This is a genomic window from Mesorhizobium sp. B2-3-4, from assembly GCF_006442315.1.
Taxonomy (GTDB): domain Bacteria; phylum Pseudomonadota; class Alphaproteobacteria; order Rhizobiales; family Rhizobiaceae; genus Mesorhizobium.
The window spans coordinates 175,054-200,455 of record NZ_VFVY01000011.1 but is presented as its reverse complement, the minus strand read 5'-3'; the positions used below and the strand labels follow the sequence as shown (position 1 = coordinate 200,455).

The 25,402-nt window shown below is 64.5% G+C and carries 18 protein-coding genes; 3 read left to right on the top strand and 15 right to left on the bottom strand.

Features of this window, described 5'->3' with window-relative positions; translation table 11 throughout:
- Positions 1–41 precede the first annotated feature (41 nt).
- The 6 genes from FJ967_RS18390 to FJ967_RS18365 form a co-directional block, all read right to left on the bottom strand.
- Positions 42–1,133 carry a DNA topoisomerase IB gene (locus tag FJ967_RS18390; RefSeq protein ID WP_140733234.1) on the bottom strand — a complete coding sequence of 364 codons (1,092 nt, stop codon included), beginning with the start codon at positions 1,131–1,133 and terminating at the stop codon, positions 42–44.
- A 119-nt stretch (positions 1,134–1,252) separates the two neighbouring features.
- Positions 1,253–2,191, bottom strand: coding sequence for a glycosyltransferase family A protein (locus FJ967_RS18385; protein ID WP_140733233.1), 939 nt, complete (start codon positions 2,189–2,191; stop codon positions 1,253–1,255).
- 145 nt (positions 2,192–2,336) lie between these two features.
- A complete protein-coding gene (locus FJ967_RS18380) occupies positions 2,337–3,221 on the bottom strand; it encodes a transglutaminase family protein (RefSeq protein ID WP_140733250.1) in 885 nt (294 codons plus the stop codon).
- A gap of 11 nt (positions 3,222–3,232) precedes the next feature.
- The gene (locus tag FJ967_RS18375; RefSeq protein ID WP_140733232.1) at positions 3,233–5,644 is read right to left on the bottom strand and encodes a circularly permuted type 2 ATP-grasp protein; all 2,412 of its coding nucleotides are present in this window, start codon (positions 5,642–5,644) and stop codon (positions 3,233–3,235) included.
- 6 nt (positions 5,645–5,650) lie between these two features.
- Positions 5,651–9,010 carry a transglutaminase family protein gene (locus tag FJ967_RS18370; protein WP_140733231.1) on the bottom strand — a complete coding sequence of 1,120 codons (3,360 nt, stop codon included), beginning with the start codon at positions 9,008–9,010 and terminating at the stop codon, positions 5,651–5,653.
- Between the two features lie 114 nt (positions 9,011–9,124).
- The gene (locus FJ967_RS18365; protein WP_140733230.1) at positions 9,125–10,321 is read right to left on the bottom strand and encodes an acyl-CoA dehydrogenase; all 1,197 of its coding nucleotides are present in this window, start codon (positions 10,319–10,321) and stop codon (positions 9,125–9,127) included.
- Positions 10,322–10,423: 102 nt separating this feature from the next.
- On the opposite strand from FJ967_RS18365, the gene FJ967_RS18360 reads away from it, so the two are divergent.
- Positions 10,424–11,335: a LysR family transcriptional regulator gene (locus FJ967_RS18360; RefSeq protein ID WP_140733229.1), complete on the top strand. Its 912-nt coding sequence runs from the start codon at positions 10,424–10,426 to the stop codon at positions 11,333–11,335.
- Here FJ967_RS18360 and FJ967_RS18355 read toward each other — a convergent pair whose 3' ends face one another.
- The 8 genes from FJ967_RS18355 to FJ967_RS18320 all read right to left on the bottom strand — a co-directional run bounded on the left by FJ967_RS18355 (position 11,336) and on the right by FJ967_RS18320 (position 22,148).
- Positions 11,336–13,657: a Tex family protein gene (locus FJ967_RS18355; protein WP_140733228.1), complete on the bottom strand. Its 2,322-nt coding sequence runs from the start codon at positions 13,655–13,657 to the stop codon at positions 11,336–11,338.
- Between the two features lie 329 nt (positions 13,658–13,986).
- Complete coding sequence (locus FJ967_RS18350) at positions 13,987–15,168, bottom strand: serine hydrolase (RefSeq protein WP_140733227.1); 1,182 nt, start codon at positions 15,166–15,168, stop codon at positions 13,987–13,989.
- A 32-nt stretch (positions 15,169–15,200) separates the two neighbouring features.
- Positions 15,201–16,397, bottom strand: coding sequence for a serine hydrolase (locus tag FJ967_RS18345; RefSeq protein ID WP_140733226.1), 1,197 nt, complete (start codon positions 16,395–16,397; stop codon positions 15,201–15,203).
- A 65-nt stretch (positions 16,398–16,462) separates the two neighbouring features.
- Positions 16,463–17,497: an extracellular solute-binding protein gene (locus FJ967_RS18340; protein ID WP_140733225.1), complete on the bottom strand. Its 1,035-nt coding sequence runs from the start codon at positions 17,495–17,497 to the stop codon at positions 16,463–16,465.
- Positions 17,498–17,520: 23 nt separating this feature from the next.
- Positions 17,521–18,321 carry an ABC transporter permease gene (locus FJ967_RS18335; protein WP_140733224.1) on the bottom strand — a complete coding sequence of 267 codons (801 nt, stop codon included), beginning with the start codon at positions 18,319–18,321 and terminating at the stop codon, positions 17,521–17,523.
- Positions 18,314–19,234, bottom strand: coding sequence for an ABC transporter permease (locus FJ967_RS18330; RefSeq protein ID WP_140733223.1), 921 nt, complete (start codon positions 19,232–19,234; stop codon positions 18,314–18,316). The genes FJ967_RS18335 and FJ967_RS18330 overlap by 8 nt, the downstream gene beginning before the upstream one ends.
- Positions 19,234–20,328 carry an ABC transporter ATP-binding protein gene (locus FJ967_RS18325; protein ID WP_140733222.1) on the bottom strand — a complete coding sequence of 365 codons (1,095 nt, stop codon included), beginning with the start codon at positions 20,326–20,328 and terminating at the stop codon, positions 19,234–19,236. Before FJ967_RS18325 ends, FJ967_RS18330 begins: the two co-directional genes overlap by 1 nt.
- 140 nt (positions 20,329–20,468) lie before the next feature.
- A complete protein-coding gene (locus FJ967_RS18320) occupies positions 20,469–22,148 on the bottom strand; it encodes an amidohydrolase (RefSeq protein WP_140733221.1) in 1,680 nt (559 codons plus the stop codon).
- 257 nt (positions 22,149–22,405) lie between these two features.
- Between FJ967_RS18320 and FJ967_RS18315 the strand changes: the two genes are divergently transcribed.
- Both FJ967_RS18315 and FJ967_RS18310 read left to right on the top strand, forming a co-directional pair.
- Positions 22,406–23,059, top strand: a complete 654-nt coding sequence (locus tag FJ967_RS18315; RefSeq protein WP_140733220.1) for a TetR/AcrR family transcriptional regulator — start codon at positions 22,406–22,408, stop codon at positions 23,057–23,059.
- 23 nt (positions 23,060–23,082) lie between these two features.
- Positions 23,083–24,114, top strand: a complete 1,032-nt coding sequence (locus tag FJ967_RS18310; RefSeq protein WP_140733219.1) for a histone deacetylase family protein — start codon at positions 23,083–23,085, stop codon at positions 24,112–24,114.
- A 52-nt stretch (positions 24,115–24,166) separates the two neighbouring features.
- Here FJ967_RS18310 and FJ967_RS18305 read toward each other — a convergent pair whose 3' ends face one another.
- On the bottom strand, positions 24,167–25,354 hold the full coding sequence (locus tag FJ967_RS18305) for a TMEM43 family protein (RefSeq protein ID WP_140733218.1): 1,188 nt from the start codon (positions 25,352–25,354) through the stop codon (positions 24,167–24,169).
- Positions 25,355–25,402: the final 48 nt, after the last annotated feature.

The following is a 25,402-nucleotide window of genomic DNA, read 5'->3' as shown; positions in this document are numbered from 1 at the left end:
ATCAGGATGAGGCGGATTTGGCCGACGCAGCTTGCCGCGGGTCAACCTTCGTGCGTCTTCAGCCACCGCAAGACCAGTGCTTCCTCTTCATCGAGGCCTTCGATGGCCCGCTTGCGCTTGTTGGCTTGCGCCATTTCGGCAAGCAGCCGTCCTTCGCTCCAGGCCTCGAAGACCCGCGGATGGATGTAGCACCTGCGGCAGACCGCGCGCGTGTTGCCCAGCCGCTCGGCCACCTTGTCGATGACGGCGTTCATCACCCGCTTTCGCTGTGCCTGGCTTTCAGGCAGTTCCGTCTGCGCGAACAGCGAGGCGGCGTGGATGGTGCCGCCCCAGGTGCGGAAATGCTTCGAGCTGAACGCGTCGCCGGCGGCTTCCCTGATGTAGCGGTTCACGTCGTCCGAACGGACCGGATGCCTGTCGTCATCCTCGCCGAGGTACTGGAACAGTTTCTGGCCCGGCAGGTCCTGCGCGCCCCGAACGATCCCGGCGATGCGGCGGTCGACGAGCTTCAATCGCCATTCCTTGCCCGACTTGCCCTTGAAGGCGAAGCGCAGGCTCGATCCCTTGATGTCGACATGCCGGTCCCGCAGCGTCGTCAGGCCGAAACTCTTGTTGTCGCGCGCATAGGCGGCGTTGCCGACGCGGATCATCGTATTGTCGAGCAGCCAGACCACCGCGGCGACGACACGCTCGAGCGGCAGGCCATGACGGCGCAGGTCGTCGTCGATCCTGCGCCGAAGGTCCGGCAGACTTTCGGCGAAAGCAACGAGGCTCGAATATTTGGCGCCGTCGCGCTCCTCGGCCCATTGCGGATGATAGCGATACTGCTTGCGCCCCCGCTTGTCTCTCCCGGTCGCCTGGATATGGCCGTTCGGATCGGGCGATATCCAGACATCGGTCCAGGCCGGCGGAATGACGATCGCCGCGATACGCGCCCTCGCGGCATTTGAGACGGCTTTCCCGTTCGCTGCCTTGTAGGCAAAGCCCTTGCCGGCCCTCAGCCGGCGGATGCCGGGTTCGGCATCGCTGACATAGGTGAGCGCCGCATCCCTGGCGGAAATCTGCGCCCCGTTCTTCGGTACGCCATCGCCGTCGGCCAACCCGCTGTTCGACGATCCGGTTCTCTGCAGCATGACGGCTCCACGCAAATATCCGTAGATAAGCCATTGGCTGACAGCTGGTTCCACGGCCTTGGAAAGTATGCAGCGGATCCGCCGGTCGACGGATCGCAAGTCCGCGGATCCAGGAGCCTCTAAAGCGCGCCTTGCAGTTCTATATGATGTGCCGAGAGCCGGCGCCGCACCGCGAGCTTGAACCTGTAACGCAGGCAGCGCCAGGCTTCCGAACGCCGTTTCGGCGCGGCCGCGGCCACCGCCAGGAAGCGCGCCGCGGTGTCCACGTCGCCCCGCGCATAGTGGACACGGGCGATCTTGAGCGCGACGAGGCCCTCCCTGGCCTTCAGTGCCGAAACCGGGATGCCGCAATCGGTGAGCGTTCGCAATTCCCGGCGCCAGTCCAGAAAGCGCCGCACCGGACTGACCATGAAGCGATCGTCGGAGCGCTCGGCTGAAACCTCGTAGATCATGACAGGTCGCTGAACCATGGCCAGCGACGCCTTGCTCATCAGCCGCGCCCAGAACAGCGTGTCCTCGTCGAAGGCGAGCCCGACCGGGAAGCGGGTCTCGCCGATGAGGCGCCGCGAAGCCAGCACGCTGCCCACCGCCACCGAACGTATGTCTCCCTTCACATAGGCGGAGGCGTTGGCAAGGCAGGCCGCGGTATAGCCGTTCGGCACCTTGATCTGCCGATCCTGGCCGTTCACCCTGCGGCGGAAGGCACCGACGATCATGTCGGCCTCGGGCTGGATTTCCGCCCGCGAAAGCAGAGAGCGCAAGCCACCCTGAAGATGCAGGTCGTCGGCATCGATCAGGTAGACCCAGGGATGGATCGCCTGGTCGAGCGCCAGGTTGCGGGCGGCGCCGGCGTCGCGGCAACTGGCCGGCAACACACGCAGCGGCAGCGACGATTGCGCCGCCGCCTGCCGCGCGGCATCGGCGGTGCCGTCGGTGGATTGATCGTCGACCAGGAGAATCTCGCCGATGAATGCGGCCTCTTCGCCGAGCGACGCCAGCGTCTTAGCGATCGTTGACGCCGCGTTGTGAGCGGGTATGACGACGCTGACAGTTTTCAATGACAAACCCCGTACCTGTACGCAGCAGCGCTAACACTGTTCCCCCTCAAGGCGTATACAGACTAATGGCCACGTCGATGTTTGAGAAGTCTACTTCGTCTTTTGCGGGCACTCGAGGCGCCGTGCAAGCCGGCGCGCGCCCATTTCACGCCTTTTCGAGCGCCACCGGTATGACGTCGACAGCCTGCTCGCCGACCTGTCCGCCGGTCGTCTTCAGCACACCGACGATGGGCGCCACATCCGAATAATCGCGTCCGTAGCCGACGGTGATATGGTCGTTGGAAGCCCTGATACCGTTGGTCGGGTCGAACTCCTGCCAGCCGGCATCGCGTCCGCACCAGACCTTGACCCAGGCATGCATGGCATCCGCGCCTTCCAGCCGGGGCTTGCCCTTGGGTGGAATGGTGCGCAGGAAGCCGCTGACATAGCCGGCCGGAATGCCGAGCCCACGCAGGCCGGCGATCATGATGTGCGAGAAATCCTGGCAGACGCCGCGCTTCAGCTTGAAGGCGTCGCTCGCCCGGGTCCGCACCGTGGTCGCCTCGCCGTCATAGGTGAAATCGCGATGGATGCGGCTGCACAGGTCCATCGCCATCCCCGCGGCCGAGTTTCCGGCGCTGTCTTGCGCGAATGCGGTGATCGCCGCATCGATGCCCGCATGGCTGCTGGCGGCCAGGAAATGGTGCGGCGAGGCAGGCGCCAGCGACCTCACGGCGGCCAGTTCCCGCCTGAGCCGGCCGATATCGGGCGACACGTCGAGCCCGGGCTCGGGCCGCGAAACCGCCACGCGCGCGCTCATCCTGATATCGAGTGCATCATGCGCGTCGCGGAAGGCGATCGAGGTGACGTTGTTGCCGAAAAAATCGCTGAAATCGGATCGCTCGTTGGGCGCCGGCTCGAAGGACAGCGAAGCGGCGATAACCCGCTGCACGCCGCCGATGGTCGGCGGGAGCACCCGCACCTGATGCCGGCCGCCGCCGGCGGCGGCGGCGTAGTCGTAGTGGAGCAAAAGCCGGATGTCGTACAGCATGGCCATCGCTTCTATCCGAAATAGGCCTTGGCGAGGCTGTTGTAGAGGCCACCGATTTCTCCGGCGAGTTCGTCCAGCGCCTGCGCCGTCATGTCGGCCGGCTCCTTGATGGCGATGGCCGTGTTGAGCTGCAGGATCTCCTTGGCCGCCGCCGACATGTGCCCCTCGCCCCCGGTCACCGGCAACAGCCCTATCTCGGCCTTCAGCCTTTCCAGCTGGAACAGGATGGAGCGTGGATTAAGCGGATCGAGCGCCAGGAGATCGATCACCGTGCGCCGGCCTGCCTGGACCGGATATTGCCGGCGATGGGTCATGACGCTGTCGCCGATCTCCAGCATCATATCCAGCGCCCCGTCCGGCGCCTTGGCGCTGGTCAACCTGGCGAGCGTGCGGGCAATCTGGATACCGCGCTCCAGCCGCCGGCCGATCTCGAGGAAGCGCCATCCCGCGAAACGGTACATGTTCTCGTGCAAAAGGCCGGAAAAGCCGGCAAGCTTGCGCAGGATGACCGTCATTGCCCGCGTCGCGTCGTCGCCCGGCGCAACGGTGGTGGCGAACTGATGGATGGTCTTCGACAAATCCTTGAGCGCCAGCCAGCCATCCGGCGAAAACCGGTCGCGGATCTGCCCGGCGCTGTAGACGGCGCTGTCGAGCGTGCCGATCAATCCCGGCGGGATCGCCGTCTCGACGTCTATGCCGAACGGTTCGAGATAGTCCCGGATGTCGGCCAGCAGCGGCATGTCGGGGTCGGAGGTTTCGGCGAGCCGCACATGGTAGGCGCGCAGGACGCGCACCGTGTCTTCAGAGCGTTCGATGTAACGGCCGAGCCAGGTCAGGTTTTCCGCCGCGCGGCTCGGCAAGCTGCCGGGCCGGGTGCGGTTGAAGCTGTCGCCCTCTTGCGGCAGCAGCGTCTCGCGCTCGACCGGTTCGTCGCTGACCACCCAGACATCCGCCGCCTGGCCGCCGCGCTGCATGGCGATCGCCGTCGGGTCGAGCGACAGGCCGACGCGGGCAAACCCACCCGGCATGACCGCCCAACCCTCGGGCGTGCGCGCCAGATAGACACGCAGGCTCGCCGGCCGCGGTTCCAGCCAGCCGCCGACATAGACCGGCGTGGTAGAAAGCGTCACCGCTTCCTGGCCGACGAAGGCGGCGCCGTCGCGCTCGATGCGTGCCACCAGATCCGCCCGCTCCCCGGCCGAGAGCGCCGAGCCGAGTTTCGTCTGGCCGTCATCCTCGAAGGCGAGCCTCGTCGAGAGCGCCGGGCCAACCACCATGCGGTCGATATTGGCCAGCACATGGGTGCGTTCCGTCTCCTGCCCGCACCACCAAGTCGCCACGCTGGGCAAAAGCAGCTCCTCGCCCCACAATTCGCGTGCGATCTTGGGCAGGAAAGCAAGCAGCGCGCGCGTCTCCATCAAGCCCGAGCCAAGCGCATTGACGGTGGACACTGTGCCTTGCCGGATAGCCTCCACCAGGCCCGGCGTGCCGATCTGCGAGTCCGACCGCAGTTCGAGCGGGTCGGCAAAAGCGGCATCGAGCCGCCGCCACAGTACGCTGATCGGCATCAGGCCAGACACGGTGCGCACCATCAGCCTGCCGCCGGACACGGTCAGGTCCTCGCCTTCGAGCAGCATGATGCCGAGATAGCGGGCGATATAGGCATGTTCGTAATAGGTTTCGTTGAGCGGTCCTGGCGTCAGGATGGCGACGCGCCCGTCGCTCTCCTTGGCCATGCCGATCAGCGCGTCGCGAAAGCGGCGAAAGAAGCCGGCGAGCCGGTGCACATGCATCTCGCCATAGATGTCGGACAAAGCGCGCGTGGTGGCGACCCGGTTCTCCAGCGCGAAACCGGCGCCTGAAGGCGCCTGGGTGCGGTCGCCCAGCACCCACCAGCGGCCATCCGGGCCGCGTCCGAGCTCGAAGGCGCAGAAGTGCAGGAAATGCCCTCCGGCCGGCCTGGTACCGACCACCGGCCGCAGATATTCAGGGCTCGCCGCGATCAGCCCCGCCGGAACGATGCCTTTTTCAACCAGCCGGTTCGAGCCATGGATATCGGCAAGAATTTCCTCGAACAGATCGGCGCGCTGCACCAGGCCGGCGCTGATGGCTTGCCATTGGCCGTCCTCGATGAGCACGGGAATATGCGCCAGTGGCCATTCGCGCTCGTTGGCGCCCGCCTTGTCATAGACGCGGTAATAGACACCGGCGTCGCGCAGATACTGGTCAGCGCGGGCAAAGCGCTGGCCGAGCTTTTCGGCCCCGATTTCGTCCAGCGCCTCGATAAAATGCTTCCAGACCGGGCGGGGATTGCCCGACGCGTCGACCATCTCGTCGACGACGCCGTCGATCGGCAGGTAGTGCTCCAGCAGGCTGTGGGCCTGCGGCTTGCCGCGCACCCTTTTGTGATTCCCCTTTGCCATGTCAGATCACAGTCTTGGCGGGCGCCTGAGGTCAAGGGTCAACGGGAAATCTTGCTCCGGCTGTTCGTCGCGCAACACATAGCCGGACGGAGTATGGCCACGCGGTTCGAACCGGGCGAGCCGCCGTGCCTCCGCCTCGTTGCCGTTGACGGGGAAGGTATCATAATTGCGCCCGCCGGGATGCGCGACATGGTAGACGCAGCCGCCGACCGCCCTGCCCGACCAGCGGTCATAGATATCGAACACCAGCGGCGTGTTGACCGGGAGTGCCGGATGCAGGCCCGAGGCCGGCTGCCAGGCCTTGAAACGCACGCCCGCCACCGCGATCTCTCTGCTGTCGGTAACCTTCATCGGCACGATACGGCCGTTGCAGACGATCGCATGGCGCTCCGGGTTCAGCCCTTCGGTCCTGACCTGCAGCCTTTCGACCGAGGAATCGACGAAGCGCACCGTACCGCCGATCGCGCCCTGCTCGCCCATCACATGCCACGGCTCCAGCGCTTGCCTGAGCTCCAGCTTGATGCCGGCGTGGCTGACCTCGCCACAGAAGGGAAAGCGGAATTCGAGCTGCGCGTCGAACCATTCCGGCCGGAAATCGAAACCGTTGCGCTTGAGGTCGTCGAGCACGTCGAGGAAATCCGCCCAGACATAATGCGGCAGCATGAAGCGATCATGCAGCGAGGTGCCCCAGCGCACGAAGCGGCCGTCGAGCGGGTTCTTCCACGCGCGCGCAATGATAGCCCTGACCAGCAATTGCTGCGCGAGCGACATGCGCGCATTGGGTGGCATCTCGAAACCACGGAATTCGACGAGGCCAAGCCGGCCAGTCGGCCCATCCGGGGAAAACAGCTTGTCGATGCAGATTTCCGAGCGGTGCGTATTGCCGGTGACATCGGTCAACAGGTTGCGGAACAGCCGGTCGACAAGCCACGGCAAGGGTGCGGCATCTTGGTCGGGATGCGGCACCTGCGCCATCGCGATCTCGAGTTCGTAGAGCGAATCGTGGCGTGCTTCGTCGAAGCGCGGCGCCTGGCTCGTCGGACCGATGAACAGGCCGGAGAACAGATAGGAGAGCGACGGGTGCCGCTGCCATTTCAGCACCAGGCTCTTCAGCAGATCCGGCCGGCGCAGGAACGGACTGTCATTGGGCGTAGCACCCCCGACCACGACATGGTTGCCGCCACCGGTACCGGTATGGCGGCCATCGATCATGAACTTGTCGGCGCCAAGCCGGGTCTGCCGGGCCTCCTCGTAGATCGCCGTCGTGGTCGCCACGCAATCCTGCCAATTGGAAGCCGGATGGATATTGACCTCGATGACGCCGGGATCGGGTGCGACGCGGATGACGTTGAGCCGCGGATCGTGCGGCGGACCATAGCCCTCGATATGCACGGGAAGGCCGATTGCCTTCGCGGCATTTTCGGCCGCCGCCACCAGTTCGAGATAGTCTTCCAGCGCCTCGACCGGCGGCATGAACACGCACAGCCTTCCGTCGCGCGGCTCGACCGATAGCGCGGTGCGCACGGCGCCGCCGATCTCGGTGATCTCCTGCTCGACCCGGTCCTGCTGGCCGGTTGCCGCCGTGAAGGAAACCGCCTGCTGGCGGCGCGCCATTTCGTCGGCGCCTTCGAGTTCGGCTGGGGCGGCAGAGGGCAAGATGGCCTCCCGTGCCGGCAGTGGGCCGCGCGGAAGCGACGGATCGACCGGCACAATGTAGGGAAACTGCGCCGGCGGCACATAGGGCAGCGTTCCCAACGGCAGGCGATAGCCGACCGGTGAATCGCCGGGCACCAGGAACAGCCGCCCGCGCCGCGTCTTCCATTTTTCCGAGCGCCAGCGTTGGCCGGACGCCTGGCTGTTCCAGCGCTGCACCGGCAGCACGTAGCCGGACGGCTTGGTCAGCCCGCGCTCGAACACCTTCGCCATGCGGCTGCGCTCCTCGGGATCCTCCAGCTTGGAGTTCGACGGATCGACATTGTCAGGCAGCTTGCCTTCCTTAAGCAGCCATTCGGCCGGATCCTCATAGGCTTCGCTGACCATGGATCTGTCGATGCCGAGCTCACCGGCGATCGCCGTGAGCAGGCTCTCGGCTTGTTGCGGCCCGATATCGGCAGCGCTTGTCTCCCGGGCGATCAGCGACGGGTCGCTCCATACCGGCTGGCCGTCGGCACGCCAATAGAGCGAAAACGTCCAGCGCGGCAGGCTTTCACCGGGATACCACTTGCCCTGGCCGTAATGCAGGAAGCCGCCGGGCGCGAAACGCTCGCGCAGGCGGCGGATCAGCACATCGGCCTTTTCGCGCTTGGTCGGGCCGACGGCCGCCGTGTTCCACTCGGCGGACTCGAAATCGTCGATCGACACGAAGGTCGGCTCGCCCCCCATGGTCAGCCGGACGTCGCCGGCCGCAAGTGCTGCATCGACCTTGTTGCCGAGCGCGTCGAGCGCCTGCCAGCTTTCATCCGAGAAAGGCTTGGTGATGCGCGGATGCTCGGCGATACGGTCGACCCGCATGTCGAAGCCGAACTCGACATTGGCGAAGCTCGCCATGCCGGAAATTGGCGCCGCATTGCGGAAATGCGGCGTGGCGGCCAGCGGCACATGGCTTTCGCCGGTCAGCAGGCCCGATGTCGGATCGAAACCGATCCAGCCGGCGCCGGGGATATAGACCTCGCACCAGGCGTGCAGGTCGGTGAAGTCGACCGACGTGCCGGCCGGCCCATCGAGCGAAACGAGGTCCGGCTTAAGCTGGATCAGATAGCCCGAGACGAAGCGGGCAGCGATGCCGAGATTGCGCAGGATCTGCACCAGCAGCCAGCTTGAATCCCGGCACGAGCCCTTCGCCGCCGCAAGCGTCTCCTCCGGCGAGAACACGCCGGTTTCCATGCGCACGATATAGGCGATCTCGCGCTGCAGGCGGGCATTGAGATCGACGAGGAAATTGACCGTATTGGGCGCGGCGCGGTCGACGGTTTTCAGGAAAGCCTGGAGAAGCGGCCCCGCCGGCTCCGGTGTCCGGTAGATGGCGAGGTCGTCGCGGATCTCTTCCGGATAGTCGAACGGAAATGTCTCCGCCGACGGTTCGACGAAGAAATCGAACGGATTGTAGACTGTCATGTCGGCGACGAGGTCGACCTCGATCTTGAGCTCGCTCACCGGCTCGGGGAAGACGAAGCGGGCGAGGAAGTTGCCGTAGGGGTCTTGCTGCAGGTTGACGAAGTGGTTCGCCGGCTCGACCTTGAGCGAATGGCTCAACACCTTGGTGCGGGAATGCGGAGCCGGCTGCAGCCTGATGATTTGCGGGCCAAGCACCACCGGCCGGTCGTATTTGTAGTGGGTCAGGTGGTAGACGGCTGCCAGAATTGCCATGGGGCCCCGGGGATCGGCGTTTCGACAGCCGAACCCTGACACATCTGGCCGCCATTCTCCAAGCGGATGTTGCGGTGCACCTAAATTAAGCGACGGAAGCCGGCTTAAAGTCGCTCAAAAGAACGCTTGTATCCCCGTCTGCGCCCGTCCCAGGATCAGCGCGTGCACGTCGTGCGTGCCTTCATAGGTGTTGACGGTTTCCAGGTTCTGCGCGTGACGCATCACGTGGTAGCCGATCTGGATACCGTTGCCGCCATGCATGTCGCGGGCCAGGCGCGCGATGTCGAGCGCCTTGCCGCAATTGTTGCGCTTGACGATCGAGATCATTTCCGGGGCCATCTTGCCCTCGTCGAGCAGACGTCCGACGCGCAGCGAGGCCTGCAGCCCGAGCGCGATCTCGCTCTGCATGTCGGCGAGCTTCTTCTGGAAAAGCTGCGTGCCGGCCAGCGGCTTGCCGAACTGCTTGCGGTCGAGACCATACTGGCGAGCGCGGTGCCAGCAATCTTCCGCCGCCCCCATCGAACCCCAGGAGATACCATACCGGGCCCGGTTGAGGCAGCCGAACGGTCCGCCGAGGCCCCTGGCGTTGGGCAGCAGCGCGTCTTCGCCGACCTCGACGCCTTCCATCACCACTTCGCCGGTGATCGACGCGCGCAGGCTGAGCTTGCCGCCGATCTTCGGCGCCGACAGCCCCTTCATGCCCTTCTCCAGCACGAAGCCGCGAATCTCGTCCTTGCCGCTCTCGTTCTTCAGCTTCGCCCAGACCACGAACACATCGGCGACCGGCGCATTGGAAATCCACATCTTGGAGCCGGTGACCTTGTAGCCGTTGGCGGTCTTTTCGGCGCGGGTCTTCATGCCGCCGGGGTCGGAGCCGGCATCCGGCTCGGTCAGGCCGAAGCAGCCGATCCACTCGCCGCTGGCGAGCTTGGGCAGGTACTTCCGGCGCTGCGCGTCCGAGCCATAGGCATAGATCGGATACATCACCAGCGACGACTGCACCGACATCATCGAGCGATAGCCGCTGTCGACGCGTTCGACTTCGCGCGCCACCAGCCCGTAGGTGACATAGCTGGCGCCGAGCCCGCCGAACTCTTCGGGAATGTTGATGCCGAGCAGGCCGGCATCGCCCATCTCGCGGAAGATCGCCGTGTCGAAGGTCTCGTTGAGATAGGCCTCCTCGATGCGCGGCGCGAGCTTGTCGGCGGCGAAGGCGGCGGCGCCGTCGCGCACCATGCGCTCGTCTTCCGAGAGCTGGTCCTCGATCAGGAACGGATCTTCCCAGACGAATACATTCTTGTCGGCGGCCATGGCTTCTCGATCCTTCGAAAGGTGAAGGCCGGCTTATCGGCCCATGGCATCAAAAAATCAAACGAAATTGCCTCACCGATCAATGAGCGTTAGGAATGGATCATGAGTGTCCAGCGCCGCCTTCTGCCCAATGTGAGTGCCCTCGCCGCCTTCGAGGCGGTGGCCCGGCTCGGCTCCTTCACCGCCGCCGCCCAGGAGCTTGATTTGACCCAGGGTGCCGTGAGCCGCCAGATCAGGCTGCTGGAAGACCAATTCGGCCGCCGCCTATTCGAGCGCGACAGCCGCAATGTCAGGCTGTCGACGGCAGGCGAAATCTACGCCGAAGCGGTGCGCTCGGCGCTCGGCCAGTTGCGCGATGCGGCGCTCGGATTGATGAGCAATCGGCATAGCGGCATTCTAAACCTCGCCATTCTGCCTACCTTCGGCACGCGCTGGCTGATGCCGCTGATCCCCGATTTCGTGGAAAACAATCCGGACATCACCATCAATTTCGTCACCCGCGTCGGCCGCTTCGACTTTGCCCGGGAGAGGCTGGACGCCGCCATTCACTACGGCCTGCCGGATTGGCCGGAAGCCGATTCGACGCTGCTGGTGCGCGAGACGGTGGCGCCGGTGGTTTCGCCCGATTTCCTCGCCGGCCGCGCCATCGCCACCCCGGCCGATATCGGTCGCTTGCCGCTGCTGCACATGACGACGCGTCCCGGCGCCTGGACCGAATGGTTCGAGCATCAGGGCCTGAGCGCGCCGACCGGGCCGGGCATGCAGTTCGAGCAGTTCGGCACCGCCGCTCAGGCCTGCATGGCGGGGCTCGGCGTTGCATTGCTGCCGCTACTGCTCATCGCGGGCGAGTTGCAGCGCGGCCAGCTCGTGCCGGCGCCCGGCCAGCCCATGCAGAGCCGCAGCGCATACTACCTCGTCATTCCCCGCGACAAGCGCGGCTATCCGCCGGTTGCCAGCTTTCGGGACTGGCTGCTTGGCCAGCTTGAGAAAGAGCCGGCTGTTCTGGCGTGGTAGCTACTTGCGCTTCAGCGCATCGGCCAGCGCCGCGCCAAACGCACCCTGCTGTGCCGGCCGCTCGGGCTGGCGCTGCGGCGCCGGCCCACGTGGCGCCGGCCTGCCGCCGCCATTGTCGCGCGGCCCGCGCGATGCACCGCCCTCGCCGCCGTCCTTGCGCATCGACAACGCAATGCGCTTGCGCTTGATGTCGACATCGACGACCCGCACCTTGACCACGTCGCCCGCCTTGACGACCTCATGCGCGTCCTTGATGAAGCGGTCGGCAAGCTGCGAGACGTGGACCAGCCCGTCCTGGTGCACGCCGATATCGACGAAGGCGCCGAAGGCGGCGACGTTGGTGACCGTACCTTCGAGCAGCATGCCGGGCTTCAGATCCTTGATGTCGTCGACGCCGTCCGCGAAGGTCGCCGTCTTGAAGCCGGGACGCGGGTCGCGGCCGGGCTTTTCCAGCTCCGCCAGGATGTCGCGCACCGTCGGCAGGCCGAAACGCTCGTCGACGAAGACACGTGGATCGAGCGCCTTCAGCGCGGCGCTGTCGCCCATCAGCGAACGCACGTCGCGGCCGCAGGCGGCGACGATCTTCTTGGCCACGCCATAGGCTTCCGGATGCACCGACGAGGCGTCGAGCGGCTCGCTGCCATTGGCAATGCGCAGGAAGCCGGCGCACTGCTCGAAGGCACGCGGGCCGAGGCGCGACACCTTGAGCAAATCCTTGCGGCTGGCAAACGGCCCGGTCGCGTCGCGATGCGCGACTATGGCATCGGCGAGCGAGGCGCCAAGGCCAGAAACGCGCGCCAAAAGCGGCGCCGAGGCGGTGTTGAGATCGACACCGACCGCGTTGACCGCGTCCTCGACCACAGCCTCCAGCGAGCGCCCGAGCCGGTACTGGTCGACATCGTGCTGGTACTGGCCGACACCGATCGATTTCGGTTCGATCTTGACCAGCTCGGCCAGCGGATCCTGCAGGCGCCGCGCGATCGACGCGGCGCCGCGCAGCGAAACGTCGAGGCCGGGAAACTCGGCCGCGGCGGTCGCCGAGGCCGAATAGACCGAGGCGCCGGCTTCGCTGACGATCACCTTGAGCGGCTTCGGGCCTGAACCCGACGGCAGGTCGGACAGCATGTCGGCGACCAGCTTTTCGGTCTCGCGGCTGCCGGTGCCGTTGCCGATCGAAATCAGCTCGACCTTGTGCTGGCGGATCAGCGCGGCAAGCTCGGCCTGCGCGCCGCGCACATCGTTCCTGGGCGGGAACGGGTAGACCGTCGTCGTCGCCACCAGCTTGCCGGTGCCGTCGACCACCGCCACCTTGACGCCGGTGCGGATGCCGGGGTCGAGCCCCATCGTCGGCCGCGAGCCGGCGGGTGCCGCAAGCAGCAAATCCTTGAGGTTGCGGGCAAAGACATGGATCGCCTCTTCCTCGGCCCGTTCGCGCAGATCGCGCATCAGATCGAGTGTCAGGTGCAGCGACAGCTTGATGCGCCAGGTCCAGCCCGCCACCTCCATCAGCCAGCGGTCGCCCGGCAGCGTGCCGCCGATCGCGTAGGCATTGGCCACCATGCGCTCGACCGGCTTCACCGGCGAGGTGTCATCCGCGTCGACCTCGATGTCGAGCGACAGCACCTCCTCGTTGCGGCCGCGTAGCATGGCAAGCGCCCGGTGGCTCGGTGCAGTGGCCCAGCGCTCGGCATGATCGAAATAGTCGGAGAATTTGGCACCCGCCTCCTGCTTGCCGTCGACCACCCTGGCGCGCAGGAAGGCGCGGTCCTTCATGTAGGTCCGCAGCCTGCCGACCAGGTCGGCATTTTCGGCGAACTGTTCCGACAATATGTCGCGCGCGCCTTCGAGCGCGGCCTTGGCATCGGCGACCTCCGCCGTGACATAGGCGAGCGCCACCTCGGCGGGCACCAGCGAACGGTCGGCAAGGATGGCCTCCGCCAAAGGCCCAAGGCCGCGTTCCCTGGCGATCTCGGCCTTGGTACGGCGCTTCGGCTTGTAGGGCAGGTAGATGTCTTCGAGTTCCGCCTTGGTGGCCGCCGCCGCGATCTTGGCTTCGAGGTCCTCCGTCAGCTTGCCCTGTTCGCGGATCGAGCCCAGGATGGTGTCGCGACGCGCATCGAGTTCCCGCAGATAGGCAAGACGCTCGGCAAGGTCGCGCAATTGCGTGTCGTCGAGCCCGCCGGTCACTTCCTTGCGGTAGCGCGCCACGAACGGCACCGTCGCACCCTCGTCGAGCAGTTCGATCGCCGCCAACGCCTGTTCGGGCCTGGCCTTGATCTCCACCGCGATGATGGCTGCGATGCGCTTGATGTCGGATGCCATGTCGTTCCTGCTCCAAGCAATTCCAGGAAAGTGTGAAACGGTTTTCCGTCCGGAATTGCGTCAAACCACTCTTGTCGAAAAGAGCGGCGACCATAAGCGCAGCCGTTCGGTCCGCCAACCACCCGCGCATCCACCAGCCGTCGGGTCCACAGGAAAGCGCGCCTCTATTTGGCGCTCGGGCACGGCCCAGGCTGTCTTGAGATTCAGGTCAGGCCGAGCCGAGAATGATGGCTTTCGAGAACCGGAGCGGAGCGGACATTCCGTCGTGAGCACCGGAGGTGCAGACAGCCGCCGTTGGCAAGCCGGCGTCACCTGGACATCAGCACGCCTTAGACCATCCGGCTCAGCGCCTCGAAGAAGGCGACGATCTCGATATCCAGCGGATCGTCCACCGGCTCCGGCTGCGACGACATCTTGGCGATGACCACTTCGGTTTTCGGGTCGACATAGAGCCACTGGCCATGGATGCCGATGCCGCAATAGGCGCCGTTTTCGAAGCCGGTCTGATACCATTTGTTGCGGTAGCGGCCTTTCGGAAACAGCGGCACCATCGCACCGCGCTGCCAGGCCTCGGAACTGCCGCCGGTGCTGACGGTGTCGCGCACCCAGGCCTCGGGCACGATGCGGCGGCCATTGGCCGTGCCGTCCTGACGCATCATCTCGCCGATGCGCGCGAGATCGCGCGGCGTCACCGAAATGCCGCCGGCGGTGCGTGCCGTACCTTCCATGTCGACGCCGATCGAGGCTTCGCTGACCGCGCCGAGCGGCAGCCAGAGTTTTTCGCGCATCAGGTCCGGGAAGCGCTGGCCCGAGGCGCGTTCGAGCAGCAGGCCGAGCAGATCGGAATTGGGCGAGCGGTAGCGGAAGGTCTGGCCATGCGGCTCGGCAAGCCGCTGCAGGGTCAGGATGAACTCGCGCAGGCTTTCCGTGCCGCCACCTGGATTCCACAGCGTCGCGCGGCGATAGCGGGCAAAGGCGCTTTCGGGATCGAGATAGGCCTCCTCGAAATCGAGGCTGACGCTCATGTCGAGCACGTGCCGGGCGCTGGCGTCGCCATAGGCCGAGCCTTTCGCCTCGGGAATGTAGCGCGTCACCGGCGCTTCCGGGTCGAACACCCCCTCGCCTTCCAGTATGCCGGCAATGATAGCGGTCACTGACTTGCTGATCGAGAAGATGATGTGGCGCGCGCCGAAATCCATATGCGGCGCGAACCAGTCGCCAATGATCTTGCCGCCCTTCATCACCGTCAGCGCGTCGGTGCTGGAGCGCAGGAGAAATTCGGCCACCGTCTCTGGCGCGCTCGCGACCGTGACCTTTTCGCCAAGCAGGCCGCTGATGTCACGCATCGGTGCCTCGACACCCGCCGGCGCCGCCGTTACGCGGGCAGTCGGCACCAGTTCGCCGAGATTCTGGAACGACCACCGGTTGAACGGGGCCACGCGCCAGTTGCCGAGCAGCACCTCGTTGCGGCGGAATCCGTATCGGGTCTCGAACGCGGTCTTGCCGGTCATGGCGTTTCCTTCCAGTCCATTGTCGTTGAAGCTCAGGCCAGCGCGGCGGCTATGGCGTGCACGGCCTTCAGCGTTGCCACGGAATAGGCGATGTTGTTGAAATCCGGCCAGGTCGACAGCTTCACCACGACCACTCCCGTGGTCCAGTCGATGTGGATCATCTGCCCGAACACGCCCCGGCACATCAGCGCGCGCGAACGCGGGTTCTCGATCCAGAACTGGTTGCGATAGCTGCCTTCCGGCATGCTGGCGCTGAAATCGGGACCATGCCTGCCGTTGCGCGTCGCCTCGATCCAGTCGGGCGGCACGATGCCGCCGCCATTGTCGAGGATCAACTGGCCGAAGCGGGCATAGTCGCGCAGCGTCGCGTTGAAGCCGCCATCGGCCAGCGCATAACCGGCGCTGTCGACGGTGAAGCAGGCGCTTTCGTCGGCGCCGAGCTTTTGCCAGAGTTCCTCCGACACCAGTTGCGCCAGCCTTTTACCGGTCGCCCGTTCCATGATGAAGGCGAGCACGTCGGTCTCGATCGAGCGGTATTCGAACTTCGCCCCATGCGCACGCACGGTGTCCTTCAGGCCCAGGATCAGCTCGAACATGTGCGAAGGCCAACGGAAATTTGGATCACTGCCCGGCGGAACCGGCTTCCAGCCCGTGGCGACATCGACTTGGCCGATGTCGGAATAGCGGTCGACATATTCCTCGGAAAAACGCACGCCGGTCGTCATGTCGAGCACGTGCTGGACGCTCGCCCCGGCCCAGCCGGTGGCGCCAAGCTCCGGCAGATAGTCGGTGACCGGCCTCGCCGGATCGATCAGGCCGCGCCCGGCCAGAATGCCGAACACCGTGCCGGTGACCGATTTCGCCATCGACTGCGACAGATGCAGCGTGCGCTCGTCCATGCCGTTGAAATAGCGCTCATAGGCAACCTTGCCGTCCTTGAGCACGAGGAAACCATCGGTGTAGGTCTCGTCCAGCAGCCCGGCGAGCGTCGAAGCCCTGCCTTCGCTGTCTTCGACCGCCAGCCCGTCGAGATCGACCTCGGCGCGTTCGAGTCGGTGGCGGTGGCCATTGCCGCGCCACACTTGCGCTGTTGGCAGGAATTCGCGGATGTGCTGGAAGGCCCAGCGGTTCCACGGCGGCCTGTCCCAGTCGAGCCTCGGCGGCACCATGGCGGGCGGCGAGCCCTGCATGATCGGCGGCCGCGGATCGCTGTTGCGATAGGAGTCCATGGAAGCCATTCCCATAAAGAAAAAGGCCCGGCAGCGGATGCCGCCGGGCCAACTCATGTCTGCCGTTACTTCTGCAGTTCGGTCCAGATCTTGGTGTAGAGTTCCTGCGTCTCCGGCGCGCACATCTGCTGCAGTTCGCCAAGCGGCTTGGCGTCTGCGGGGATGACGACTTCCGGAGCATCCTTCATGTCGGCCGGCATGTACTTGTCCGAACCGGTGATGGCATTGGCGTAACGGTGGAAGGCAGAAAGGCCCGCGGCGTTTTCCGGATCCATGATGAAGTTCTGGAACAGCTTGGCGTTCTCGACGTTCTTAGCCTCCTTCAGGACGACGACGTTGTCGCTCCAAAGGCCATAGCCTTCCTTCGGATAGTTGAAGTGGATGGCCGGGTTGGCCAGGCGCTGGCGCAGCGCCGAGCCGTTCCAGTCACTGGTTGCCTTGAAGTCGCCGGCGCCCATCTTCTCGATGGTGTTGTATTCCATGGCGATCCAGTTCGGCTTGGCCGCCACCAGGAGGTCGCGCACCTTCTTCAGCACCGCCTTGTCGTCTGTGCACTGCTGGCCGCCGACATACTTGATCGCGGCGAACATCACGTCGCCCATCTCCGGCACGACGTTGACCTTGCCCTTCAGCTCGTCCGGCGTGTTGAAGATGATGCCCCAAGTGTTGGCCGGGCCTTTATACGCATCGGTATTGACGACCACGCCGATCGTGCCCCAGGCCCACGGAACGGTGTATTTGCGGCCGGGATCGAAGTCGGGATTGGCCCATTCGGGCGCGATGTTCTTGGCGTTCTCCATCTTGCCGGGATCGGTTTCCTGGATCAGGCCTTCCTTGATCCAGATCGGCACGTAGGTCTGCGAAGGCACGGCGATGTCGAAACCGGTGCCGCCCTGGCGGACCTTGGCGAGCGCCGTATCGTTGGAATCATAGTCGGTGATCGTGACCTTGACGTTGTATTTGGCTTCGAACTTCTTGATCACGTCGGGGCTGGTGTAGTTGCCCCAATTGTAGATGTTGAGCACGCCGTCGGCGCGCGCGAGGCCCGTCGAAGCGAGCAGCGCCAACCCCATGGCGCTCGCGGTTGTCTTCCAGTTCATCGTTCTAACTCCCATTATCGGTTTCAGTCTCGTTTCCTGCTGACGAAGAAAAACAACGTGACGATCGCGACCGAAAGCAGCAGGAAAGCGGTCGATATCGCGTTGATCTCGGGTGTTATGCCGCGGCGGATCTGGCCGAGCATGTAGGTGGGCAGCGTATCCTGGCCGCCCGATTTGACGAACTCGGTGATGACAACGTCATCGAGCGAGATGACGAAGGCCAGCATCAATCCGGCCAGAATTCCGGGCCACAAGAGCGGCAGCGTGATGCGGCGGAAGGTCTTCCACGGCGTCGCATAGAGGTCTGCCGCTGCGCGTTCCAGCGTCAGGTCCATGTTCTCCAGCCGCGCCCGGATCGGCAGGTAGGCGAACGGAATGCAGAACGCCGTATGCGCCGCGATCAGGTAACCCAGGCCCGAATAGCCGGTGAATATCTTGATGCGCGAGAAGAAGATCAACAGCGCCACGGCGGTGACGATTTCGGGCACCATCAGCGGCTGGTTGATCGCCGCGTATTTGAAGGTGAGCCCGGGATAGGAGGCGGTGCGTGTGGTGGCCAGCGCCGCCATGGTGGCGAAAATTGTCGACAGCACCGCGGCGATGGCGCCGATCTGGAACGAGCGCAGCGTGGCATCGATGACTTGCGTGTTCTGGTAGGCCGACTGGAACCATTTCAGCGAAAAGCCGCCCCATTCGGATGTCGAGGTGGCCGCGTTGAAGGCATAGATGACCAGCACGATGATCGGCAGGTAGAGCACCACGAAGCAGGTCGCGGCGATCGCCGTGAAGCCCGGCTGGTGCTTGATGGAGAAGTTGCTAGCCATGCCGCACCCCCGACTTGCCGGCGTTGCGGACATAGGCAAGCAGCGCCACCATGACGATGATCATCACCGTGATCGACAGCGCCGATCCCAGTGGCCAGTTGCGGCCCTGCCCGAACTGCAATTCGATCAGGTTTGAGAGCATCATGTTCTTGCCGCCGCCCAGTATGCTCGGCGTCACATAGGCGCCAAGCGCGGGAATGAAGACCAGGATGGAGCCGGCGATGACGCCGGGCTTGACCAGCGGAAAAATGATCTTCCACAGCACCTTGAAGCGTGTCGCATAGAGATCGTAACCCGCCTCGACGAGACGGAAGTCGAGTTTCTCCATGCTGGCATAGATCGGCAGCACCATCAGCGGCAGATAGACATAAGCCATGCCGATCAGGATCGCCGTGTCGGTGTAGAGGATCTGGACCGGTGCCGAGACGATGCCGAGCTTCAGCAGGATCGTGTTGATGATGCCTTCGTTGCGGATGATCTGCAGCACGGCGAAGGTGCGGATCAGAAGATTGGTCCAGAACGGGATGGTGATCAGGAACAGCCAGAGATCCCTAGTCTTTTCGCTGCGCGTCGCCATGAAATAGGCGGTCGGAAAACCGAGCGCCAAAGTGGCAAGCGTCGTCACCGCCGCAAGCTTGATCGAACGCAGGAAGATGGTGACATGCGCTGCCGCGAGCGACAGCGTATCGTCGAAAATGTCGCGCTCCAGGAACACCGACGTCCAGGCGTCGGACGAAAACTGCCACTTCACGTCGCCATAGGGACCCGGCGCCAGGAACGAATAGACGACCACGATCAGCAGCGGGCCGGTCGCGGCGAGCAGAATGACCAGCAAAGCCGGAGCGGACAAAAGCCAGCGGTCGCGGACCTCGCGCCGCTCCGCTGCCTTGGCGACTTCTTCAGCGGTGGCCATCAGTCCCTCAGCACTTGCGCGGCATCATTGCCGATCAGGATGCCGACCTTGTCGTCGCGCTCGAAGCCGAAGCCGGCGCTGCGCGTATTCTGCTGGCGCACGGTGAAGGCTTCGCCGCTGTCGAGGCGGACATGGATATGGGTATCGGTGCCGAAATAGACGATGTTCTCGACCGTGCCGGACAAGTCGCCCTTGTCCTTGGTCAGCTTGGCATGCTCGGGCCGCACCACCACCGTGGCGTTGTCCTTGGGCTGGAAGCCTTCGGCGACGGTGGCCTCGATGGTGGCACCGGATTTGAGCGTCGCCCGCGCCTTGCCGTTGCCGACATCTGAAATGGCCGCGGTAAGGAAATTGGTTTCGCCGATGAAGTCGGCGACAAAGCGTTCCGCCGGCTTGTCGTAGATGTCCCAGGGCGAGCCGACCTGCAGGATCTTGCCCGACGACATGACCGCGATGCGGTCCGACATGGTCAGCGCTTCTTCCTGGTCATGGGTGACGAAGATGAAGGTAATGCCGGTCTCGTTCTGCAGCCGCTTCAGTTCGATCTGCATCTCCTTGCGCAGCTTGTAGTCGAGCGCCGACAGCGGTTCGTCGAGCAACAGCACTTTCGGCTGCGGCGCCAGCGCCCGGGCCAGCGCCACGCGCTGCTGCTGGCCACCGGAAATCTGGCCGGTGCGGCGGCCTGCCAGCGCCTCCATCTTGACCAGCTTCAGCATCTCGGCGACGCGCGCCTTGATCTCGGCCTTGGGCTTGCCCAGCATTTCCAGGCCAAAGCCGATATTGTCGGCGACAGTCATGTGCGGGAACAGCGCGTAGGACTGGAAGACGGTGTTGACCGGCCGCTTGAAGGGCGGCAAGGGCGCGATATCCTGGCCGTAGAGCAGGATTTCGCCGGCGGTTGGAAAGTCGAAACCGGCGATCAGCCGCAGCAAGGTGGTCTTGCCGCAGCCGGACGGTCCCAGAAGGGTGAAGAACTCGTTCTCGCGGATCGATACCGAGACCTTGTCGAGGGCAGCCACCTGCCCCTCACCCGATCCGAAAATTTTGCTGACGTTTACTACTTCAATCGCATTCCGATCCGGTTTGTCCGGCACGATTAAGCCTCACTGTTGACCCCGCTCTTGCTGGCGGAGCTCTTCCCATGTTGGATGTGACCACATGGCCGGTAGGTTGGCAAGCCCGGCATTGAATCACAGTTCAGTCAGTCATTCGGCTAGCAAGCCGCATGCCAATGTCAGGCCTGATAGGTGACCTTGCCGCCGCAGATCGTTGTCACCGGTCGCACTTTGTGCAGATCGGCCGGGGCCGTCTTCTCGATATCGGCCGACAGCACCACCAGATCCGCCATATAGCCCGATTTCAGCATGCCCTTGCGGTGCTCGGCGAACTCGGCATAGGCGCCCTCGACCGTGTAGGCGGCGATCGATTCATGCAGCGAAAAGCTCTGGTCGGGATCGCTTTCTGCCCAGGGTTTGCGCAGCATTGCCGCCTGAATGCCCAGGATCGGGTCGATCGGAGACACCGGCCAGTCCGACGCGAAAACGACATGCGCGCCGGCGTCCTTGAGGGTGCGCCACGCGTAGCTCAGCGGCCAGCGCGCCGGTCCGATGCGCGACACGGTCGGCTCCAGCGGGAAATCCATGGCGCCGGGCGGATGCGGCGGCTGCATGGAAGCGATGACGCCAAGTTCGGCGAAACGCGGCACATCCACATCGGTGGTGACCTCGATATGTTCGACGCGATGCCGGCTGTCACGCTTGCCATTGGCCTTCTGCGCCGCCTCGTAGCCATCGAGCACGGCGCGCACCGCGCCATCGCCGATCGAATGCACCGCGATCTGCAGCCCGCGCTTGTCGATGGCCACCGCCAGATCGATGAACTGTTGCGGCGTGAACAGCGGCTCGCCGACCCAGTCCGGACGATCGGCATAGGGTTCGATCATGACCGCCGTCCAGGAATCGAGCACCCCGTCATAGAACACCTTGACCATGCCCGATGACAGCCACTCGCTGTCATAGCGCTCAGTCATGACGGATGCCTTGTCGAGCATGTCGAGCGTCATGAAATTCTTGTAGTGGAACGGGATCTGCACGCGGCAGGGCAGCCCTTCCTCGGCCTCGATCTCGGCCAGCAGTTCGAGCTGGTAAAGGTTGCCGTCCATGTTCTGGATCGAGGTGATGCCATGGCGCGCGCACCAGGCAAGCCCGCGCCGCATGATGTCGCGGTCGAAGGCGCGTTCTTCAGCTGTCGGCATCGGATCCGGCTCGCCGCCGGTCGCCAGTCCCAGCCGCACGCGGCTTTCGCCGGCAAGATCGAGCACCGGGCCGAACGCCTCGCCTTCGCGCAATTCGCCGGCCGCCAGGCCGTCCTCGCCCATGACGATCTCATTGCCCGGCCCGAGCTCCCGCCCCTGCAGAATGCCTCCCAGTTCGAGCGCCTTGGTGTTGGCCCACATCGTGTGGTGGTCTGGAGCGGCCATGACGAAAGGCCGGTCCGGCAGGATCGCATCGAGATGATGACGCGTCACCCGCTCGTCGTCGAGCACGGTATAGTCGACGCCTTGCCCGACCAGCATCCGAGCCTCGGGGCGCGTCTCGGCATAGTCGCGGATCGCCTTCTGCAGCGCCTCGAAGCCGTGCACGCCGGCCAGTTGCAGATGGGCAAGCTCGGCAGCACCCGAAAACAGATGCATATGGGCCTCGATGAAGCCCGGCAGAACCGATCCGCCCTTGGCGTCGATGACTTTTGTGGCCGGTCCCCTGAACTGCTCGATGGCGGCACGACTGCCGGTGGCGATGATGGCGCCGTCCTTGACGGCAACGGCCTCGGCGGCGGGATTGTCATCGTCCATGGTCAGCACACGACCGTTGAGGACGACCAGATCCGCACTATGACCCGCACCCGTGACCGACATCGCGACTCCGCGCTCTTGACGACTGACCGAGACCGGCGAACTCCCGTGTCCCGCGACTGCCACCGGGGTGGCAGCGCCATCGGACAAATCTGATGCCGGCGCACCGTCTTTGAAATTCCCCTTGTTATCCCAAGAGACAGTGTGGATAAAGAATGCGACTGATTATTCGCGTTTGTCAACATGCCGGATTTAGAATGTATTGTGGACAGCACGCTCCGCCTCTCTTGGCACCAGGCGAGGCACGAGGGCATCAATCCGTGAAGCGCAGTCTCGACCGCAAAACCAGGATAGCGCTCGAACCGCGCAAGCAGCCGCGGCAGCAACGCTCCAGCAAGGTGGTCGACCGGATTCTCGATGCGGCCCTGATCCTGACGCGCGAACAGGGAACCAAGACGCCGACGACGCTCGCCATCGCGCAGCGCGCCGGCCTGTCGGTCGGCTCGGTCTACCAGTACTTTCCCAACAAGGAAGCCATTCTTCTCGACCTCGCCCGACGCTGGCTGTCGTCCTTTCCCGAGGTGATCGCCAAGCGCATCAAGGTTGCGGCGCCCACCAACCGCGAGGAGTTTCGCCGCGAAGTGCGCAAGCTCTTCATCGATACGTCGAGGCTCTATATCGACAACGCGACGCTGATGCCGGTGATCGAGGCCATTTCCGGCAACGCCGACCTCCGGCCGATCCAGAACGAGTATGACGAAGAGATCATCGCGCTCTACGGCGCATGGCTGCGGCATGTGAACCCCGCCCTCGACGACAAGATCGCCAAGCGGCTCGGCCTGGTGATGATGGAGGTCGGGCATGCCTGCAGGCTTGTCGGGCTGAAGAGGGATCGCCGGACGTTCGACCTCATCGAGGACGATGTCGAAACCATGTGGCTCGCTTTGGTCACTCCCTATCTCAATCTTGACTGATTTCGTATTTCGAGAGGAACCTCATGAAGACTGTCTATTCGCCGCTTCACGCCGGTCATGCCGGGCAGATGGAACTGGTCACCTCGGCCATCGTGCCCGGTTTCGAAAAACCCTCGCGCGCGGAGTTCATCAAGGCGCGGGTCGAAAGCGAGAAGCTCGGGCCGATCGTGCTGCCGCTGGAGCATGATCTAGCCGCCGCCAAACGCGTTCACAGGAGCGACTACATCGACTTCCTGCCAACGGTCTGGCCGCAATGGATCGCAGAGGGTCACACCGGCACGGCGATGCCCTTCACCTGGCCGACGCGCGGCCTGCGCGGCGACGTGCCGCCCAAGCGCGTCGACGCCCTGCTCGGCTACTATTCCTTCGACGGTGGCGCGACCTTCGTCGAGGGCACCTGGGCCGCGATCAAGTCGTCCTATGACGTGGCGTTGACCGCGGCTGCCCTGGTCAAGGGCGGCGAGAGGTCGGCCTTCGCGCTCTGCCGTCCGCCGGGCCACCATGCCGGCGCCGGCTTCATGGGCGGCTATTGCTACATCAACAACGCCGCCGTCGCCGCGCAGTGGTTCCTCGACCAGGGCGCCAAACGCATCTCGATCCTCGATGTCGACTACCATCATGGCAACGGCACGCAGGAGATCTTCTATGACCGCGCCGATGTGCAGGTGATCAACCTGCACGGCGATCCGATGGTCGAGTACCCGTTCTTCCTCGGCCATGCCGACGAACGTGGCGCCGGCGCCGGAGAAGGCTTCAACATCAACTATCCCATGCCCTTCGGCACCGGCTGGGACGCGTGGAACGCATCGCTGGAAGACGCCTGCGCCAAGCTCGCCGCCTATGCGCCCGACATCGTCGTCGTCTCGCTCGGCGTCGACACGTTCGAAAAGGATCCGATCAGCCAGTTCAAGCTGAAAAGCCCCGACTATCCCAAGATCGGCCAGCGTATCGCCAGGCTCGGCCTGCCGACGCTGTTCGTCCAGGAAGGCGGCTATGCCGTCGAGGAGATCGGCATCAACGCCGTCGGCGTGCTGACCGGTTTCGAGGATCGATAAGGCCTGCCTTTCAAGCGCGGAAAGGGCGGCATGACCGCCCTTTTCCATGATATCAGGCCGCGACGCTCGGCGCGGCCGCTGGCGCGGCTGGCTTGCGTGACCGGCCGAGATTGTAGACCGCCGCCGCCGCGATCACGCCGGCCGCCAGGATGCCCGCCGCCAGAACCGGCCGATACCAGAACCAGGCGATCGCGATCGTCGTCATGCCGACCAGGATCGCCAGGAAGAAGGCGATGATGCCAGTGCCCATCCGCGCCATGCTGCCGAGGAACGGGATGACGTCGAGGATGACGCCGATCGGGCTGAGGAACAGGGCAAAGCCGATCGTGAGCAGCAGGAGACCAGCACCGCGCAGCAGCCAGGTGATGAGCGTGTTGGCGCTGACGGCCTCGGCGAACATCTTGTCGGCGGGCACGTTGCCCATATCGACCATCAGCAGCGCATCGCCCGCTTGCGTCTGATAGGCCTCGAACCGGCTGCCGGCCTGGCGCCCGACGATGCTGATTTCGCCGAGCGACGCCAGTTCGTAGCCGATGCGGTAATCGCCCAATGCGGGCGTCGTGTTGTCGGCGCCGAGATAGATCCTGCCGTCCGCGATGCTGAGCGGCGTCGTACCGGTATAGGCGGCCTTGATCGCGGCCGACTGGCCGGATGAAAGCGCGTATTCCTTGTCGCCCCCGACCCGGTCGATGACAGGCTTGTCGAGATCGAAGGCGCCGAGCTTGCCCTGCGGGATCTGGAACGTCCGGCTGTGGATCGCCATTGGCGGGTTTTGGTGGCCATCCGGCTTCTTGAAATCAGACGAGTCGATCTGGCTGTCGTCCCACACCCTGGAATAGCTGTAGGTGGTCACCGTCTCCTCGCCGCCGCCCAGCTTCTTGGTCGTCTCGGATTTGGACTCTTCCTTCCACTGATACATCTCGACGCTGCGCGACAGCCGCAGCCCTTGCGCCGCAATGCCGAAATCCGGGTCGGAGAGCCCGCTGTCGGCCTTTACCGGCCCGCTGACATGCACCAGCTTCCCGTCATTGGCTGCGTCGACGCTGTCGGCATTGACCGAGACCACGGCACCCGACCCCTCTGCCAGCGAGCGCGCCGTCTGCACGGCACGGCCCTCGTTCCAGAACAGGCCGATCACCATCAATACGATCAGCAGCAGGCCGAACACGACCCCTCCAACCGCGCGCTTGATGCGCCCGAACCACGAGACATCGGTCACTTCCCGAAATGAATCACTCATCGTTTCCCCCGAAACAGACTACCAAGATCAAAAACACGGTTGGCGGCC